At 75.8% G+C, this 16,367-nt stretch carries 17 protein-coding genes; 8 read left to right on the plus strand and 9 right to left on the minus strand.

The features are described 5' to 3' along the window. Positions 1-4 precede the first annotated feature (4 nt). Positions 5-1,126: a glycine cleavage system aminomethyltransferase GcvT gene (gene gcvT / locus KK617_RS06030; protein WP_277498733.1), complete on the plus strand. Its 1,122-nt coding sequence runs from the start codon at positions 5-7 to the stop codon at positions 1,124-1,126. 32 nt (positions 1,127-1,158) lie between these two features. Here gcvT and KK617_RS06035 read toward each other — a convergent pair whose 3' ends face one another. Both KK617_RS06035 and KK617_RS06040 read right to left on the minus strand, forming a co-directional pair. After that, positions 1,159-1,965 carry an adenosylcobinamide-GDP ribazoletransferase gene (locus KK617_RS06035; RefSeq protein WP_277498734.1) on the minus strand — a complete coding sequence of 269 codons (807 nt, stop codon included), beginning with the start codon at positions 1,963-1,965 and terminating at the stop codon, positions 1,159-1,161. Beyond that, positions 1,962-3,338: a bifunctional adenosylcobinamide kinase/adenosylcobinamide-phosphate guanylyltransferase gene (locus KK617_RS06040; RefSeq protein ID WP_277498736.1), complete on the minus strand. Its 1,377-nt coding sequence runs from the start codon at positions 3,336-3,338 to the stop codon at positions 1,962-1,964. Before KK617_RS06040 ends, KK617_RS06035 begins: the two co-directional genes overlap by 4 nt. A gap of 50 nt (positions 3,339-3,388) precedes the next feature. On the opposite strand from KK617_RS06040, the gene KK617_RS06045 reads away from it, so the two are divergent. Together KK617_RS06045 and KK617_RS06050 are read left to right on the plus strand one after the other, a co-directional pair. Then, positions 3,389-3,646 carry a hypothetical protein gene (locus KK617_RS06045; RefSeq protein WP_277498738.1) on the plus strand — a complete coding sequence of 86 codons (258 nt, stop codon included), beginning with the start codon at positions 3,389-3,391 and terminating at the stop codon, positions 3,644-3,646. A 53-nt stretch (positions 3,647-3,699) separates the two neighbouring features. After that, on the plus strand, positions 3,700-4,662 hold the full coding sequence (locus KK617_RS06050) for a sulfotransferase (RefSeq protein WP_277498740.1): 963 nt from the start codon (positions 3,700-3,702) through the stop codon (positions 4,660-4,662). Between the two features lie 439 nt (positions 4,663-5,101). Here KK617_RS06050 and KK617_RS06055 read toward each other — a convergent pair whose 3' ends face one another. Continuing rightward, positions 5,102-6,022 carry a hypothetical protein gene (locus KK617_RS06055; protein WP_277498743.1) on the minus strand — a complete coding sequence of 307 codons (921 nt, stop codon included), beginning with the start codon at positions 6,020-6,022 and terminating at the stop codon, positions 5,102-5,104. 52 nt (positions 6,023-6,074) lie between these two features. Here KK617_RS06055 and KK617_RS06060 point away from each other — a divergent pair, with 52 nt between their 5' ends. Beyond that, positions 6,075-6,887 (plus strand): thymidylate synthase, encoded by an 813-nt coding sequence (locus KK617_RS06060; protein ID WP_277498745.1) that lies wholly within the window; start codon positions 6,075-6,077, stop codon positions 6,885-6,887. Further along, complete coding sequence (locus KK617_RS06065; protein ID WP_277498746.1) at positions 6,884-7,378, plus strand: dihydrofolate reductase; 495 nt, start codon at positions 6,884-6,886, stop codon at positions 7,376-7,378. The genes KK617_RS06060 and KK617_RS06065 overlap by 4 nt, the downstream gene beginning before the upstream one ends. Before the next feature lie 33 nt (positions 7,379-7,411). On the opposite strand, the gene KK617_RS06070 is transcribed toward KK617_RS06065, so the two are convergent. Next, positions 7,412-8,275, minus strand: a complete 864-nt coding sequence (locus KK617_RS06070; protein ID WP_277498748.1) for a YwqG family protein — start codon at positions 8,273-8,275, stop codon at positions 7,412-7,414. A gap of 40 nt (positions 8,276-8,315) precedes the next feature. Between KK617_RS06070 and KK617_RS06075 the strand changes: the two genes are divergently transcribed. Further along, on the plus strand, positions 8,316-9,239 hold the full coding sequence (locus KK617_RS06075; RefSeq protein ID WP_277498750.1) for an LLM class F420-dependent oxidoreductase: 924 nt from the start codon (positions 8,316-8,318) through the stop codon (positions 9,237-9,239). Here KK617_RS06075 and KK617_RS06080 read toward each other — a convergent pair. Further along, entirely contained in the window at positions 9,208-9,768 is a 561-nt protein-coding gene (locus tag KK617_RS06080) for a hypothetical protein (protein ID WP_277498751.1), read from the minus strand. The genes KK617_RS06075 and KK617_RS06080 overlap by 32 nt on opposite strands. 80 nt (positions 9,769-9,848) lie before the next feature. Here KK617_RS06080 and dapA point away from each other — a divergent pair, with 80 nt between their 5' ends. Both dapA and KK617_RS06090 read left to right on the plus strand, forming a co-directional pair. Beyond that, positions 9,849-10,751 carry a 4-hydroxy-tetrahydrodipicolinate synthase gene (gene dapA / locus KK617_RS06085; protein WP_277498752.1) on the plus strand — a complete coding sequence of 301 codons (903 nt, stop codon included), beginning with the start codon at positions 9,849-9,851 and terminating at the stop codon, positions 10,749-10,751. Positions 10,752-10,759: 8 nt separating this feature from the next. Further along, positions 10,760-12,451, plus strand: a complete 1,692-nt coding sequence (locus tag KK617_RS06090; protein ID WP_277498753.1) for a ribonuclease J — start codon at positions 10,760-10,762, stop codon at positions 12,449-12,451. 91 nt (positions 12,452-12,542) lie between these two features. Here the strand turns inward: KK617_RS06090 and KK617_RS06095 are convergent, their stop codons facing one another. The 4 genes from KK617_RS06095 to KK617_RS06110 all read right to left on the minus strand — a co-directional run. After that, positions 12,543-13,214 carry a slipin family protein gene (locus KK617_RS06095; RefSeq protein WP_277498754.1) on the minus strand — a complete coding sequence of 224 codons (672 nt, stop codon included), beginning with the start codon at positions 13,212-13,214 and terminating at the stop codon, positions 12,543-12,545. Between the two features lie 329 nt (positions 13,215-13,543). Beyond that, positions 13,544-14,623, minus strand: coding sequence for a VOC family protein (locus KK617_RS06100; protein WP_277498757.1), 1,080 nt, complete (start codon positions 14,621-14,623; stop codon positions 13,544-13,546). 10 nt (positions 14,624-14,633) lie between these two features. Beyond that, complete coding sequence (locus tag KK617_RS06105; protein WP_277498759.1) at positions 14,634-15,320, minus strand: lysoplasmalogenase; 687 nt, start codon at positions 15,318-15,320, stop codon at positions 14,634-14,636. Between the two features lie 17 nt (positions 15,321-15,337). Further along, positions 15,338-16,367: ATP-binding cassette domain-containing protein (locus KK617_RS06110; protein ID WP_277498761.1), on the minus strand; the 1,030-nt coding region annotated here is incomplete at its 5' end.

The raw sequence follows: 16,367 nt of genomic DNA on the forward strand, positions 1-16,367 counted from the left end.
GCCCATGGCCACCGATGACGTCGAGACCGTCGGCACCCCGCTCCTCACCTCCCCGCTGCACGAGCGCCACGTCGCGCTCGGCGCGAAGCTGGGGGAGTTCGGCGGGTGGGCGATGCCGCTGGAGTACGCGACGGGCACCGCCGCCGAGCACGCCGCGGTGCGCGGGGCCGTGGGCGTCTTCGACGTCTCCCACCTCGGCAAGGCGACGGTGCGGGGGCCGGGCGCGGCGGCGTTCGTCGACGCCACGCTGACGAACGCGCTGTCGCGCATCGCGCCGGGGCAGGCGCAGTACACGCTGTGCTGCGCCGAGGACGGCGGCGTGGTGGACGACCTCATCGTCTACCTGCGCGCCGACGACGACGTGCTCCTCGTGCCCAACGCGGCGAACACCGCCGAGGTCGTACGGCGGCTCGCGGCCGCCGCGCCCGCCGGTGTGACGGTGCGCGACGAGCACCGCGACCACGCGGTCGTCGCCGTGCAGGGGCCCGCCTCCGACGCGGTGATGACCGGCGCGGGGCTGGCGGCGGGCCACGACTACATGTCGTTCGTGGAGGTGCCGTTCGCCGGCGCCACCGTGGTGGTGTGCCGCACCGGGTACACGGGCGAGCGCGGCTACGAGGTCGTGGCCCCGGTCGGGGTCGCCCTCGAGGTGTGGGACCGGCTGCTGGCGGCCGGAGCGGAGCACGGAGCCGTGGCCGCGGGTCTCGGGGCGCGCGACACGCTGCGCACCGAGATGGGCTACCCCCTGCACGGCCAGGACGTCTCGCCCAGCATCAGTCCGCTGCAGGCGCGGCTCGGCTGGGCGGTGGGCTGGACGAAGCCGGCGTTCTGGGGGCGTGACGCGCTCCTCGCGGAGAAGGAGGCCGGGCCGGCGCGCGTCCTGCGGGGGCTGCGGGCCGTGCGCCGGGGTATCCCGCGGCCGGGCATGCGGGTGCTGGGCGCCGGGGGCGGCGAGGTCGGCACCGTCACCTCGGGCACCTTCAGCCCGAGCCTGCGCACCGGGATCGCCCTGGCGCTGCTCGACCCCACGGTCGCCGAGGGCGACGAGGTCGTGGTCGACGTGCGCAGCCGCAGCGAGGCGTTCACCGTGGTGCGCCCGCCGTTCGTGCCGAGCTCCGTGCGCTGAACCCCCGCCCCCGCTCGGCCCGGTTCGGCAGGTCAGGGGGCGACGAGGGCGGTGGCCACGAGGGTCGCGGTCACCGCGGTCTCGACGGCCGCGCCGTACACGTCCCCGGTGACGCCGCCGAAGCGGCGCACGCAGCGCGAGGCGAGCCCGCGCGCGCAGCCCTGGCCGACGACGAGCCCGAGGCCCGCGGCGACGAGCCAGCGGCTGCGGTCGTCGTGACCGGCGGTGACGGACCAGGCACCGACGGCGAGCAGCGCCACGACGAGGGCCACCGCCACGGCGGCAGCCGGGCGCTCCACCCGCCCGGCGACGAGAGCGCCGAGACCGCCGGGGCGGGCGGCGGGGTACGCCGGCGTGCACAGCCACGGCAGCGTCGTGCGTCCGAGGACGACGGCGACGCCCAGCGCGGCCGCGCCGAGCAGCGGGTCCGCCGCCAGCAGCACGGCGGTGGCGGCCACCTGGGCCAGGAGGGCGACGAGGAGGGTGACGACGCCGAACGGGCCGATGTCGGACCGCTTCATCACGGCCAGGGCCTCTTCGCCCGAGCGGCCCGACCCGAGCCCGTCGGCGACGTCCGCCAGGCCGTCGGCGTGCATCGCGCGGGTGAGGAACGCCAGGGCGCCGACCACGAGCACCGCGACGAGCAGGGGCGGTCGCTCCAGCGGACCGGTGAGCACGCCGGCCGGTACGGCGACGAGCGCCGCCAGCACCAGGCCGACTGCCGGCGCGAGCAGCATCGCGACCCCGCCGACGGCGCCGTCGACGCGACGGGGCGGGCGCACCGGCAGCACCGAGAGGGTGCCGAGGGCCAGCCGGCCGCCGTCGGCGAGGGTGCTCACAGCCGCACCACCCGGCCGGCGACGCACCAGCGGACGTCCTCGGTCTCGGCGGCCACCGCGGCGTTGAGCCGGCCCATCGCGTCGCGGAACAGCCGTCCGGACGCGGTTGCGGGCACCACGCCCTGCCCGACCTCGTTGCTGACCGCGACCACCCGCCGGCTCGTGGTGCGCCACGCGGCCAGGAGGGCCGCGACGTCGGCCTCGACCCCGGCCCACGCGGCGTGGTGACCGGGCGTGCCGGGCTCCCAGGCCCCGTGGCGGTCGATGACGCCGGTCAGCCAGAGGGTCAGGCAGTCGACGAGGAGGGCGGGGGCGTCGGGCCGCGGGTCGGCGAGCAGGGGGACGAGGTCGAGGGTCTCGGTCGTCGTCCAGTGGGCCGGGCGCCGCTCGACGTGGGTCGCGACGCGGGCGGCCCACTCGGCGTCGCCGGCACGGCGTCCGGAGGTCGCGACGTACTCGACCGCGGGCGCGGCCAGCAGGAGCCGCTCGGCCTCGGCGGACTTCCCGGAGCGCGCGCCGCCGAGCACGAGCGTGCGCCCGCCGGGCACCGGCAGCCCGCCGTGCGCGGCGAGCTCGGTGCCGTCGTCGACGACGCGGGCGCCGTGCGCGGCGAGGCGCCGGGCCAGCTCGCGGGTCGGCGGGTTGTGGTGGGAGAGGTGGACGGCGACGACGTCGGTGGCGTCGGTGACGGCCCCGACGGCGCGCAGGCGGCGCACCTGGTCGGCGAACGACGCGAGGCCGAGGTGCTGGGCGTCGGCCGGGTCGTCGTGGTCGCCGTGGGTCTCGTCCAGCAGCACGACGTCGTACGCCGCGCCCTCCGTCGCCGCGACGCTCGCGTCGGGGAGCGGGCCCGTGCCGGTGGCGTGCAGCGCCCGGAGCCCGGTGGGGCTCGTGACGTCGTACAGCACCGCCTCCGTCGCGCCGGGCGTGCCGAGGCCGGTGCGGTGGTTCGCGGCGAGCACGCGGACGTCGTACCCGTGGAGCTCGTGGCGGTCGCCGGGCACCACGACGAGCCAGGTGACGGGCGCCTCGGGGGCGAGCCAGGCGCGGGCCGCCTCGACGGCGTCGGCGGGGCCGGCGACCACGAGGGGGGCGTCGGCGACCCAGCCGCGGCGCAGCAGCGCGGCCTGGCCGGGGTGGTCGCGGTGCTGGCGGGTGACGAGCAGGACCCGCACGCGGGAGAGGTGCACGCCGGCCCGCACGGCCGCCTCGGGCGTGGTCGGCCCGCAGTCCAGCAGGACCGTGTCGTCGAGGAGGGCCGCCGTCGAGGAGCGCACGCGGCCCTCGGTGCGCTCGGTGGCGCACGAGGCGCAGCGGCAGGAGGCCTGCGGCCAGCCCTCGGCCGTCCCGGTGCCCAGCAGACGGAGACTCACCCGGGCATTGTGGGTCACGCGGGGGGTGGCGGCTCGCTAGGGTCGAGGACGTGAACCTCCCCGACGTGCCGCCGACCTTCCGCCCGCCCAGCGCCGAGGAGCTGCCGTGGTGGTGGCGCCTCGAGGACGCCGCGGGCGGCGAGGTCAGCGTGACCGGCCCGCTGGCCGACCAGCGCTTCGCCGCGCAGGCGGACGCCGAGTCCTGGGTGGGCGAGGAGTTCCCCGCGCTCGCCGAGCAGGGCGTCGACGCCGTCGTGCTGTTCGAGGGTGAGCGGCGCGTCTACGGCCCCATGTCGCTGCACCCCTAGACCACCCGTCGGACGAGGACGGCCAAAGTGCACCGGATCAGTAGCGTTAGGCCATGACCGATCGTCGTCCGCCGGACTTCCTCCTCGTCGGCGTGCCCAAGGCCGGGACGACCGCGCTGCACGCGGCGCTCGCCCAGCACCCGGGCCTGCACCTGAGCCCGGTGAAGGAGCCGAAGTACTACCTGTGCGGCGACGCCCCGCCGCCGGCGTACCGTGGGCCCGGCGACGCCCACAGCCAGCAGGAGTGGGTGTGGCGCCGGGACGACTACCTGCGCCTGCTCGACGGCGGCGCCCCGGGCGCGCTGCGGGGCGAGAGCACGCCGTTCTACCTCTACTCGCCCGAGGCCCGGCGGCGGATCGCCGCCGACGCGCCGGCGGCCAAGCTCGTGGTGGTGCTGCGCGACCCCGTCGACCGGGCGTACTCCAACTGGATGCACCTGTGGATGGACGGCCTCGAGCCGGTGCCCGACGTCGTCGAGGCGCTGCGGCGCGAGCCCGAGCGCATCGCCGCCGGCTGGGCGCCGTTCTGGCACTACGCGGGCCTCGGGCGGTACGGCGAGCAGCTCGACGACCTCTACGGCCTGTTCGACCGCGAGCAGGTGCTGGTGCTGCGCTACCGCGAGCTCGTCGACGAGCCCGGCGCCACGCTGACGCGCGTGCTGACGTTCCTCGGCGTGCCCGACCTGCAGGTCGACGACATCCCGTCCGACAACACGCGCGGCTTCGTCGAGCACGGACTGCGCAGCCGCGTGCTCGGGCGGGCCATCCGACTCGGGGCGTACGCCGGCCAGTTCGCCCCGCCGGAGGTCTGGCGTGCGGTCAGCCGGCCCGCCGTCCGGCTGCTGCACCGCGGCGGCGCACCCTCGCGCCCGCGGCTGACGCCCGAGCAGCGCGAGCAGCTCATCGCCCCGCACCGCGAGGACGTCGCCCGCCTCGAGGAGGTCACCGGGCAGTCGTTCGCGGACTGGCTGACCTACCGCGACGGCGGGACGTTCGCGAGCCGCAAGGGCGGGTGACGCGGGCCCGCTCCCGTGGTCGGGGTGGCCGCGTGGCTCGGTGGTCGAGGTGGCCGCGTTAGCGGCCCTCGAGACCACGCGCAGGTGGCTGGTGGTTTCGGTGGTTGAGGTGGCCGCGCTAGCGGCCCTCGAAACCACGCGGAGGTGGCGCTTGGTTCGGTGGTTGAGGTGGCCGCGTGGCTTGGTGGTCGGGGTGGCGCGTGGTTCGGTGGTTGAGGTGGCCGCGCTAGCGGCCCTCGAAACCACGCGGAGGCGGCTGGTGGTTTCGAGGGGTGCTAGCGCACCCACCTCAACCACCGACGGCGCACCCACCTCGACCACCGACGGGCGCACCCGCCTCAACCACGCCGAGGTTGCGCTGTGGTTTCGAGGGGTGCTAGCGCACCCACCTCAACCACCGACGAGCGCACCCACGGCAACCACCGGCGGCGCACCCACCTCAGCCGGCGGCGGGTGCCAGCACCGTCACGAGGTCGTGGGCGCCGTCGGGGCGGGCGCGCTCGGCGTAGTACCGCACGCTCCCGTCCGGCAACGGCACGGCGCTGACGTAGCGCAGCGCGCCGTCGGAGTCGGGGGAGCGCAACGGCTCGTCGTCGGTGGCGCGCAGCGGCGAGGCGGGGCCGAGCGCCGGGTCGGTGCCGAGCGCGACGCCGGTCGTCTCGTGCCAGTTGTCCTCGGCGCGGGGGCGGCCGTCGTACAGGACCACCAGCGGGGCCAGCGAGAGCACCGCGGTGACACGGGCGCCGCGCGCGTCCCAGCTGCCGTCACGGGGCGCGAGCACGGGCCCGTGCCGCCGCCACACCAGGCCGTCGGTGCTCGAGTAGTAGGCGGTGCTCATCCGGTCCTCGTGGCCGGGCACGTCGAGGGGGTGCTCGCAGACCCAGGCGTGCCAGCGCCCGTCATCCACGACGACGACCGGGTCCTTCACCGCCACGCGGTCGTCGCCCGCCAGCACGACGGTCCGGCGCCCCGCGGGCAGCTGCTCGACCGTCGGGGCGTCCAGGGCCTCGATCCACCAGTGCTTCGAGCCGGGGGTGGCGCAGGAGAGGTAGAGCCGCCACCCGCCCCCGGGCACCGCGACGACGACGGGTCGCTCGAACGACTCCGCGCCGAACGCGTCGCGGTGCACCTCGGCCACGGTGGTGAAGCGGACGCCGTCCTCGGAGCGCGCCACGACGGTGGTGACGCCGCGGCCCTCGGTGAGCGGTCGGCGTACCCGGTAGGTGAGGTGGACGGCGCCGTCGGCCCAGGTCGCGCTGGCCGCGCCGGACCAGTTGCCCGCACCGGGCGCGGGCGCGGGCACGGCCACGGCCGCCGAGGGATCGGTGAGGGCGGCGGGCAGGAGGGAGGGGGCGGACACGTCCGTCGACACTACCGGCGGGTCGGCGCCCGCCCGGAGTAGTCTCGGGCGCGTGCAGGCCTACCTCGACCTCGTCCGCCGGATCCTCGACGAGGGGGTGGAGAAGGGCGACCGCACGGGCACGGGGACGCTCAGCGTCTTCGGCCACCAGATGCGCTTCGACCTCTCCGAGGGCTTCCCCCTCGTGACGACCAAGAAGGTGCACACGCGCTCCGTCTTCGCCGAGCTGCTGTGGTTCCTGCGCGGCGACACGAACGTGCGCTGGCTGCAGGAGCGCGGCGTCACGATCTGGGACGAGTGGGCGGACGAGAACGGCGACCTCGGGCCCGTGTACGGCGCGCAGTGGCGCTCGTGGCCCACACCCGACGGCGGCAGCGTCGACCAGATCGCCAAGATCATCGACCAGCTCCGCGCCGACCCCGACTCCCGTCGGCACGTGGTGAGCGCCTGGAACGTGGCCGAGGTCGACCAGATGGCCCTCATGCCGTGCCACACGCTCTTCCAGTTCTACGTCGCGCCCGGCGTCGACGGCGGCCCGGGGCGCCTGTCGTGCCAGCTCTACCAGCGCTCCGCCGACGTGTTCCTCGGCGTGCCGTTCAACATCGCGTCGTACGCGCTGCTGACCCACATGGTCGCGCAGGTCGCGGGGCTCGAGGTCGGCGACTTCGTCCACACGCTCGGCGACGCGCACCTCTACCTCAACCACCTCGACCAGGCCCGCCTGCAGCTCACGCGCGAGCCGCGGCCGCTGCCGACGCTGTGGCTCGATCCCGCGGTCACCGAGATCGACGCGTTCGACCTGCACCACGTCGAGGTGAAGGGCTACGACCCGCACCCGGGCATCAAGGCCCCGATCGCCGTATGACCACCCCGTCCGGCCGCACCGTCCGCTGCGTCGCCGCCGTCGCCCGCAACGGCGTCATCGGCGACGGCCCCGACATCCCCTGGCAGGTGCCGGGAGAGCAGGCCGAGTTCAAGCGCCGCACCCTCGGGTCGGTGCTGCTCATGGGCCGCGCGACCTACGCCTCCATCGGCCGCCCACTGCCGGGCCGCACGACGGTCGTGCTCACGCGCGACCCGGCCTGGACCGCCCCGGGCGTGCTCGTCGCGCACGACCTGGCGGGCGCGCTCGCCCTCGCCGAGGGCGCGAGCGGCGACGTCGTCGTCGCCGGCGGGGCGCAGGTGTACGCCGCCGCGCTGGCCGTGCCGGGGCTCGTCGACGAGCAGGTGCTGACCGAGATCCCGCTCGAGCCCGCGGGCGACACGACGTACCCCGCGTTCGACGAGGCCGCCTGGCCGGTCGTGGAGCGTGACGATCACGAGGGCTTCACCGTCGTCGTGCGCCGCCGCGCCTGAGCGGCCCCGACGGCCCGAGCCGGGCCCGGCAGCTCAGCAGCACTGGAGCACGACGCGCACCCGGTCCCAGGCCCGCGCCCGCAGGTCCTCCTCGGTCATCACGAAGTACAGGCGCCCGGAATCGCCCCACATCATCTCGGTGCGCTCCTCGTCGCTGTCGACCTGCGCGAGGAGCCGCCACCGGCCGGCCACCTCCGCGGTGGGCTCGGCGGCGGGCTCGCCCGCACCGCCCGCGGCGACGGTCGCCGCGAGCGCCGCGTCGAACCTCAGGTCGTTCTGGATGGTCTCGGGGCGGCCGAGCAGGCGGTGCGCGAAGTCCTGACGGGGTGGGACGGCCGTCTCGTAGGCCTCCAGCGCCGCGTCGTCGGTGCCGAGGACGTCGGTGACCTCGAAGTCGCCCACGTCGGCGAACACCGGCTCGGCGGCGACGAGCACCGGGCACGAGGTGAACCGGTTCTCCGGGTGGTGGTCGTCGGGCAGCGGTCGCGGCGCGAGCGGGGCACCCGCCGGGAGGTGCAGGACGCGCCACTGGAGCGGGTCGTCGTCGTCGAACCCCCACGGCTGGCCGGCGGCGTCGTAGAAGAACGCCAGGACCCCCGCGTCGGGCAGGTCGTTCGGGCCGAGGGCCGCGCGGACCTCGGCGAGGTCGACCTGCAGGAGGAAGCTGAGCGGTCGCCCCTCGCCGTCGCGGGGCCACGCGTCCTCCGCCCGCAGGTCGGGCTCGCCCCCGAGCCGGCTGCCACCGACACGGTCGCCCGCCCCGTCCAGCGTGTGCAGGCGGGCCGAGGGCCGGGCCAGTGCCGCCAGGTCGGCGGTGCGGGCGGCCAGGCCGACGGCGTCCAGACGCTCGGCCAGCTCCGTGGCGTCGGCGGGCGGGTGGCTCCAGGACTCGCTCATGCCGGGCAACGTACGCGGGGGGTCTGACACTCTTGCGGGCATGGACCTGCGCATCTTCACCGAGCCCCAGATGGGGGCGACGTACGACGACCTCCTCGCCGTCGCGCTGGAGGCCGAGCGGCTCGGCTTCGGCGCCTTCTTCCGCTCCGACCACTACCTGACGATGGGCGGCGACGGTCTCCCCGGTCCGACGGACGCCTGGACGACGCTGGCCGGCCTGGCCCGCGACACCAGCACGATCCGTCTCGGCACCCTCATGACCTCCGCGACCTTCCGCCACCCCGGCGTGCTCGCGATCCAGGTCGCGCAGGTGGACCAGATGTCGGGCGGCCGCGTCGAGCTCGGCCTCGGTGCGGGCTGGTTCGAGGCCGAGCACACGGCGTACGGCATCCCGTTCCCCGACACGGGCGTGCGGTTCGACCGCTACGCCGAGCAGCTCGACGTCGTCACCGGGCTGTGGGGCACCCCGACCGGCGAGCTGTTCTCGTACGCCGGGGAGCACTACCGGCTGACCGACTCCCCGGCCCTGCCGAAGCCCGTCCAGGACCGGGTCCCACTGCTCGTCGGTGGTCTCGGCAAGAAGCGGACGCCCGCCCTCGCGGCCCGTCACGCCGACGAGTTCAACCTGCCCTTCGTCGACCTCGACACCACGCGTGCCCAGCTCGCGCGCGTCGCCCGAGCCTGCGAGGCGATCGAGCGCGACCCCGCGACGATGACGTGGTCCAACGCGCTCGTCGTCTGCGTGGGCGAGACCGAGGCCGAGATCGACCGCCGGGCCGCGGCGATCGGCCGCGAGAAGGCCGAGCTGCGCCTCAACGGCCTGGCCGGCACCCCCGCGGAGGTCGTCGAGAAGCTCCGCGCGTACGGCGAGGCCGGCGCCCAGCGCGCCTACCTGCAGGTGCTGGACCTGTCCGACCTCGACCACCTGCGGCTCATCGCCGCCGAGGTGCTCCCGGAGGTCTGAGCCGCCGCCACCACGCCGGGCGCGCGGACCCGTCGTCCGCGTGTCCGGCCCCGGGGTACACCTCGTCGGTGCCGAGGTGGTCGAGGTGGCCGTCGTACTGGCCCACCTTGACCAGGGTGTCACCGTCGCGCAGCACGACCTGGAGGCCGTGCTCGGGCTCCCAGTCGCAGCCCGACTCGACGTCGACGTACCAGGCGCCGTCCTGCTGGAGGACGTGGAGCTCGTCGCCGATCCGCACCTGCGACCAGACCTGGTCCGGGCTCGCGAGGGCGACCTGTCCGCCGTTCGTCTCCACGGTGTCGCGGTAGTAGGCCCACAGGAACGGCGTGAGGCGCTCCCGGAAGCCGGCGGGCAGCGCGAGGAGCCGCCGCATCACGGCGGCCGCCGCGTCGAGGTCGCCGTCCGGGTCGTCGAGCACGAACCTGCCCGACACCCCGAGCGCCGGCACGACGTGGGTGTCCTCGCCGACGAGCCACCCCAGGCCGTCGTCGTCCGGTCGGAAGGAGCCGAGACCCGCCAGGTGCGTCATGGGCACGATCATGCCCCGTGCCGCCGGGGGCGACGGTGCGGCGTACGAGCGGGGAGCCGGGCAGCGCTAGCCTGTCCCTCGTGACCACCGCCGTTCCCGCCGCGCCCCTCGGCCGCGTCCTCACCGCCATGGCGACCGCCTTCCACGCCGACGGGTCGCTCGACCTCGACGGCACGCAGGCGATCGCGCGGCACCTGGTCACCAACGGCAACGACGGGATCGTCGTCTCGGGCACGACGGGGGAGTCGCCGACCACGACCCAGGCGGAGGACGGCGAGATCCTCGCCGCCGTGCGCGACGCCGTCGGCCCCGACGTCGTCCTCGTGGCGGGCGTCGGCACCAACGACACCCGCACGTCCGTCGAGCTCGCCCGCCAGGCGCGCGCGAGGGGCGCCGACGGCGTGCTGCTCGTGACGCCGTACTACAGCAAGCCCGCCCAGCGCGGCATCCTCCACCACTTCCGCCAGGTGGCGGACGCCGCCGAGCTGCCCGTGATGCTCTACGACATCCCCGGGCGCACCGGCTCGCAGATCGCGATGGCCTCCTACGAGGAGATGGCCTCGTGGGACGAGGTCGTCGCCGTCAAGGACGCGGTCGGCGACCTCGTGCGCGGGCACCGCATCTCCCAGCTCGGCTTCGCCGTCTACTCCGGTGACGACGCGCTGAACCTCGGCTGGCTCGCGTACGGCGCGGTCGGCGTCGTCTCCGTGTGCGGCCACGCGGCCGGCAACGAGCTGCGCGCCATGGTCGAGGCCCACCTCGGCGGCGACGCGCTCGGCGCGCACCAGGTCTTCACGCGGTTGCTCCCCGCGTTCGACGCCATGATGGGCGTCCCCAACTACGGAGCCACCACCGCCAAGGCTGCGCTGCAGCTGCTCGGCGTCCTCCCCAACCGGAACGTGCGCAGCCCGCTCGTTCCCCTCGACGACGCGGAGGTCGCCGCCCTGCGGGCCGGCCTCGAGGCGTCGGGGCTCATCCCCTAGGAGATCGCTTGTCCCACCCCCACCCCGAGCTGACCGCTCCTCCGACTCTGCCGAAGGGTGGCCTCCGGGTCATCCCGCTGGGCGGCCTCGGCGAGGTCGGCCGCAACATGACGGTCTTCGAGTACGACGGCCGCCTGCTGGTCGTCGACTGCGGCGTCCTGTTCCCCGAGGACCACCACCCGGGCGTCGACCTGATCCTCCCGGACTTCGCCGCCATCCGGGACCGCCTCGACGCCATCGAGGCGCTCGTGCTGACGCACGGCCACGAGGACCACATCGGCGCCACGCCGTACCTCCTGCGCGAGCGCGGGGACATCCCGCTCGTCGGCTCGAAGCTGACGCTGGCGCTGCTGGAGAGCAAGTTCCGCGAGCACCGGCTGAAGAACACGGTGCACCACGTCGTGGCCGCGGGCGACGTCATCTCCTTCGGGCCGTTCGAGCTCGAGTTCGTGGCCGTCAACCACTCGATCCCCGACGCGCTGGCGGTGGCGATCCGCACCGGCGCCGGGCTGGTCCTGCACACCGGCGACTTCAAGATGGACCAGCTGCCCCTCGACGGCCGCATCACCGACCTCAACGCGTTCGCGCGGCTGGGGGAGGAGGGCGTGGACCTCTTCCTGACGGACTCCACGAACGCCGAGGTCCCCGGGTTCACGACCCACGAGAAGGACATCACCCCGTCGCTGGACCGGGCGTTCTACAACAGCAGCCAGCGCATCATCGTGGCCTGCTTCGCCTCCCACGTGCACCGCGTGCAGCAGGTGCTCGACGCCGCCGTGAAGCACGGTCGGAAGGTCGCCTGGGTGGGCCGCTCGATGGTGCGCAACATGGGCATCGCCCGCGAGCTCGGCTACCTGACGGTGCCCCCGGGCCTCATCGTGGACGCCAAGGAGCTCGGCAAGCTGCCGCCCCACCAGCAGGTGCTCATCTCCACCGGCTCCCAGGGCGAGCCGCTGTCGGCCCTGAGCCGCATCGCGCAGCGCAGCCACAGCTTCGTGCACCTGGAGGAGAACGACACGGTCATCCTGGCCAGCTCGCTCATCCCCGGCAACGAGAACGCGGTCTACCGCGTCATCAACGGCCTCTCGCGCCTCGGCGCCAACGTCGTGCACAAGGGCAACGCGATGGTGCACGTCTCGGGCCACGCCAGCGCCGGCGAGCTCCTCTACTGCTACAACATCGTGAAGCCCCGCAACGTGCTGCCCGTGCACGGCGAGGTGCGGCACATGCGGGCCAACGGCGACCTCGCGCGGGCCACCGGCGTGCCCGCCGACCGCGTGCTGCTCGCCGAGGACGGTGTCGTCGTCGACCTGGTCGACGGGGTCGCGTCGGTCACCGGCAAGGTCGAGTGCGGCTACGTCTTCGTCGACGGCTCCACCGTCGGCGGCATCTCCGAGTCGTCGCTGAAGGACCGCCGCATCCTGGGCGAGGAGGGCTTCGTCTCCGTCATCGTCGTCGTCGACACGGTGACGGGGAAGGTGCTGAGCGGGCCCGAGATCCACGCCCGCGGCTTCGCCGAGGAGGCCTCGAAGTTCGACAAGGTCCGCGGTCCGCTGCTGGCTGCCGTCGAGCAGGCGATGGCCGACGGCACGACCGACACCTACCAGCTGCAGCAGACCATGCGCCGCGTCGTCGGCCGCTGGGTCGGCAACCAGCTGCGCCGCCGGCCGATGATCGTCCCGGTGGTCGTCGAGGCCTGAGGCCCGCACCCGCACCGCTCGTACGACGCGCACCGGCGCCCGGCTCCCTCGTGGGGGCCGGGCGCCGGTGCGTCGGGGCCGGGCGGGGCGCTCAGACCTCGATGCGCACCGAGGAGCCCATCGGTACCGCCTCGACGAGCCGCAGCCGGGCGAGCGCGGGGTGCTCCTCGAGCAGCCGCGCGCCGTTGGCGAGCGCCCGCAGCGACGCCACCTCGGCGCGGGCGCGCTCGAGGGACGCCTGCCCCTGCAGGCGGGCGGTGAGCTGCGCGGCGTACGCCTCGCGAACCTCCGGCGGCAGCACCACGTCCTTGAGCACGACCTGGCGCACCTCGATCCCGAGGTCCGCGACCCGCGAGCGCGCGGCCTCCGTCAGGGCCGTCTCGTCGAGCGCCGGGCCGCGGCCGCGCACGAGGTCGTCCGTGGTCGCGGCTCCCACCACGTCCCGAACCGCGAGCTGCGCGGCGAGGTAGAGCAGGTCCGTCGGCTCGTCGGCCGCCGCCACGTGCACGGCCGCGTCGACCACGCGCCAGCGCACGGTGACGGTCGCCTGCACCACGACGCCGTCGGCGTCGGGCACGCGCTGGGTGGCGGTGGTGAGCAGCTGCTCGGTGGTCGGCACCCCGGTGTACGTCGCGCGCCGGGGGCGCCGGTAGCGGCCGGGCTCGAGGAGGCGGCGGACGGCGCCGTCGACGTGCTCGACGCAGACCTGGCCGGCGGGGACCGTCAGGTGGCGGACGAAGGGGTTCCAGGACTTCGGTGACATGGTGCGGTGCCTCCTTCCGAGGCGTCGGGTGGTGCTGTGCGGTCAGGTGCGGGTGGTGCGGGTGGGGCCCGGCCGCCGGCCGGACCGGGGACGGGGAGCCGGACGTCGTGCTGACCGTCCGGTCCGCTGGTCCCGGGTCGTGCTGCCGGCGGCCGGACCCCGGGGAGCCGGTCCGACGTGCGGTGTCCGGCAGACAGCCGTCGACAGCGGCAGTGGCGGGGTACGAGGCGCGGGACCACGCTCCGGCAACGCCGTCGTGGCCGCTGATCCCGCCGCCGCAGGACCCTACGGGCGGGCCGTGCCCCGGCGCACCCGGTTTTTCCGAGCCCTCAGGGTGTGCGGTCGACGACGCAGTACGGCGCGCCGCTGGGGTCGGCGAGCACCGACCACCACTGCCGCCGGTCGCGGACCTCGGCGCCCAGGGCGACGTGGCGGGCCACCTCCGCCTCGCGGTCGTCGCAGGCGACGTCGAGATGGGCCGTGACGCGGGGCCGGTCGTCGTCGACAGCCTGGACGAGCAGGCGCAGCGGCTGCCCGGCGGGCCGGTGCAGGGCGGTGAACCCCCGGAGGTCGCTCGGCCGGGCGGGCCAGCCGGTGAGGGCGCCCCAGAACGCGGCCTCGTCGTCGTGGAGCGCGGCGGGCGCGTCGAGGCACACCTGGTCGACCAGCGAGCGGCCGCCGGGCCAGGCGACGGGCGGGGTCCGCAGCGCGGCCGGGTGCGCGACGAGGCAGAACGGCAACCCGCCCGGGGAGTCGAGCACGACGTACCCGTGCTCGCTGCGGTGCACCACCCGGGCGCCGAGCCCGACCGCGCGTCGCGCGGCCCGCCCGGGGTCGGGCACGTGCAGGTCGAGGTGCAGCCGGGTGGGGGCGTCGGCGGGGCCGGTGGCGACGCGCTGGGCGCGGAGGTGGTCGTGGCCCCCGGGCGGGACGAGGGTGGTGAACTCGTTCGCGTCGCCGCGGGGGACGGAGAGGGTGGAGCCGCTGACCGCTGCCCAGAAGGCCGGCACCCGGTCCCAGTGCGCCGGGGCCACGTCGAGGAAGGCACTCACCCAGAACGGGCGTCCGGCGGTCGCGTCGTCGGTGGCGACGGGCTTGTGGAGGACCGCCGAGGTCGGCGCGACGACGAGGTCGTCGCCCACCACACGGGCGGTGCCGTCGACGAGGAGCGAGAAGCCCGGGGCGTCGGCGGGCGGCCACACGACCGTGACGCCCGGGCGCGTCGCAGCGTTGCGCAGCGAGCCGCCGCCGGGGGAGGGGAGCAGGAGCGTCCCGTCAGCAGCCGGCACGGGGGCGACGTGCACCGCCTTGGGGTGGGTGCCGCCCGTGGTCAGCAGGTAGGGGTGGTCACCGGTGCCGGGCGCGGCGATCGCGGCGGCCAGGTCCGCGAGGGCGACGGGGATGCTCATGCGCGTGACGCTAGCCCTCGCCGCGGGCCAGGGCGGCCAGCACGCCGAGCACGATGAGCACTCGCCCGACGTGGTAGGTCGTCATCACCGCGACGTGCGGGTACGGCGCCACCCACCCCCGCGGCCGGTCGAACCGGTCGAGCGCCAGCACCGTGTCGCTGACGACGAAGACCGCGGCGCCGACCACCACCAGGGGCTCGCCGGTGGCGCCCGCGGTGAGGAGCATGGCCCCGATGACGGCCGTGTAGACCGCCACGGGGAGCGCCGTCGCGGGCCCGTCGTCGCGCAGCACGCGCGGCAGCACCGTCCGCGTCGCCGCGAGGGAGCCGAGCAGCACGACGGCGGCGGCCGCCACCCACCACGACCAGCCGGCGCCCAGGGCGACGAAGGCCGCGACGTACGCGAGGTGGCCGACGAGGAACGCGGCCAGGCCCGCCAGGAAGCGCCCGCGGGAGTCGCCGAGGAGGAACGTGTCGCCGACGGCGCCCAGCAGCAGCGCGACGACGAGCCAGCGCCCGGCGGTGGTGTCGAGCACCCCGCCGGCGAGCGCGGCCGCCGTCAGCGCGAGGAGCACGACGGGCTTGACCAGGGCCTCGGTGCGCCGGTCCTCGCGCGCGACGGCCCACCAGTCCAGGAGGGCGGTCACGGCGACGAGGCCCCACGCGAGGGCGGGTACGGCGGTCGTCTCGACGGGCACCGCCGCAGCATCGCAGGTCAGCGGCCGGCAGGGACCTCGTCGGGGGACGCGTCCCGCGCCGCCCCCAGGTCGAGCACGGTGTCCATCCGGTCGAGGCCGGCGGTGCCGTGGGTGATCCACACGACCGAGCGTCCCGCGGCCGCGTCGAGGAGGTCGGCGGTCACGGCCTCGGCGGTGGCGGCGTCGAGGTGCGCGGTCGGCTCGTCGAGCACGAGGACCGGGGTGTCGGCGAGCAGCGCCCGGGCCAGGCCGAGGCGGGCGCGCTCCCCGCCGGAGACGCCCCGCCCGCCGTCGCCGACGCGGGTGGCCAGGCCGTCGGGCAGGTCGGCGAGCCACAGGTCGAGCCGGGCGCGCCGGAGCGCGTCGGTGACCTCGGCGTCGCTGGCCCCGGGGCGGGCGAGCCGCACGTTCTCGGCGACGGTGGAGGCGAAGAGGTAGGGGTCGTCGTCGACCAGCCCCGTCCGGCGCCGCACCTCGTCGGCCGCGAGCGTGCTGACGTCGACGGCCGGGTCGCCCAGCAGGTGCCGGCCGTCGCGGGGGCCGAGGAACCGCACGAGCACCGCGGCCATCGTCGACTTCCCGCAGCCGGACGGTCCGACGACGCCGACGTGGCTCCCGGCCGGCAGGTCGAGCTCGAACGGGCCGACGCCCGTGTCGTCGCTCCACCCGGCGGTGGCGTGCTGGAGGCGGACATCGGCGGCGCCCGGGCCTGCCGGCAGGGGGGCGGGGTTCGCCGGGTCGGCGACGGCGGGCGGCAGGGCGTCGAGGTCGGCGATGCGCGCGGCCGCCACGGTGGTGGAGACGCGCAGCGCGCCCGCGTCGGCCAGGGGCGACACGACGTCGGCCAGGGCGAGCGGCAGGAGCAGCAGCAGCGCCAGCACCGGGGCCCCGACCTCGCCGGCCGCCAGGGCGTCGGCCCCCAGGAGCGCGACGACGACGACCGCGAGCGCGGCGGCGACCGGGGCCCACGCGCGGGCGAGCGCGATCCAGGCGGCGTCGCGGGTGGCGGCCGCGGCCAGGTCGCGACCGGCGGCGCGCACCTCGGCG

The sequence above is a fragment of the Nocardioides sp. ChNu-99 genome (assembly GCF_029493445.1).
Lineage (GTDB): Bacteria > Actinomycetota > Actinomycetes > Propionibacteriales > Nocardioidaceae > Nocardioides.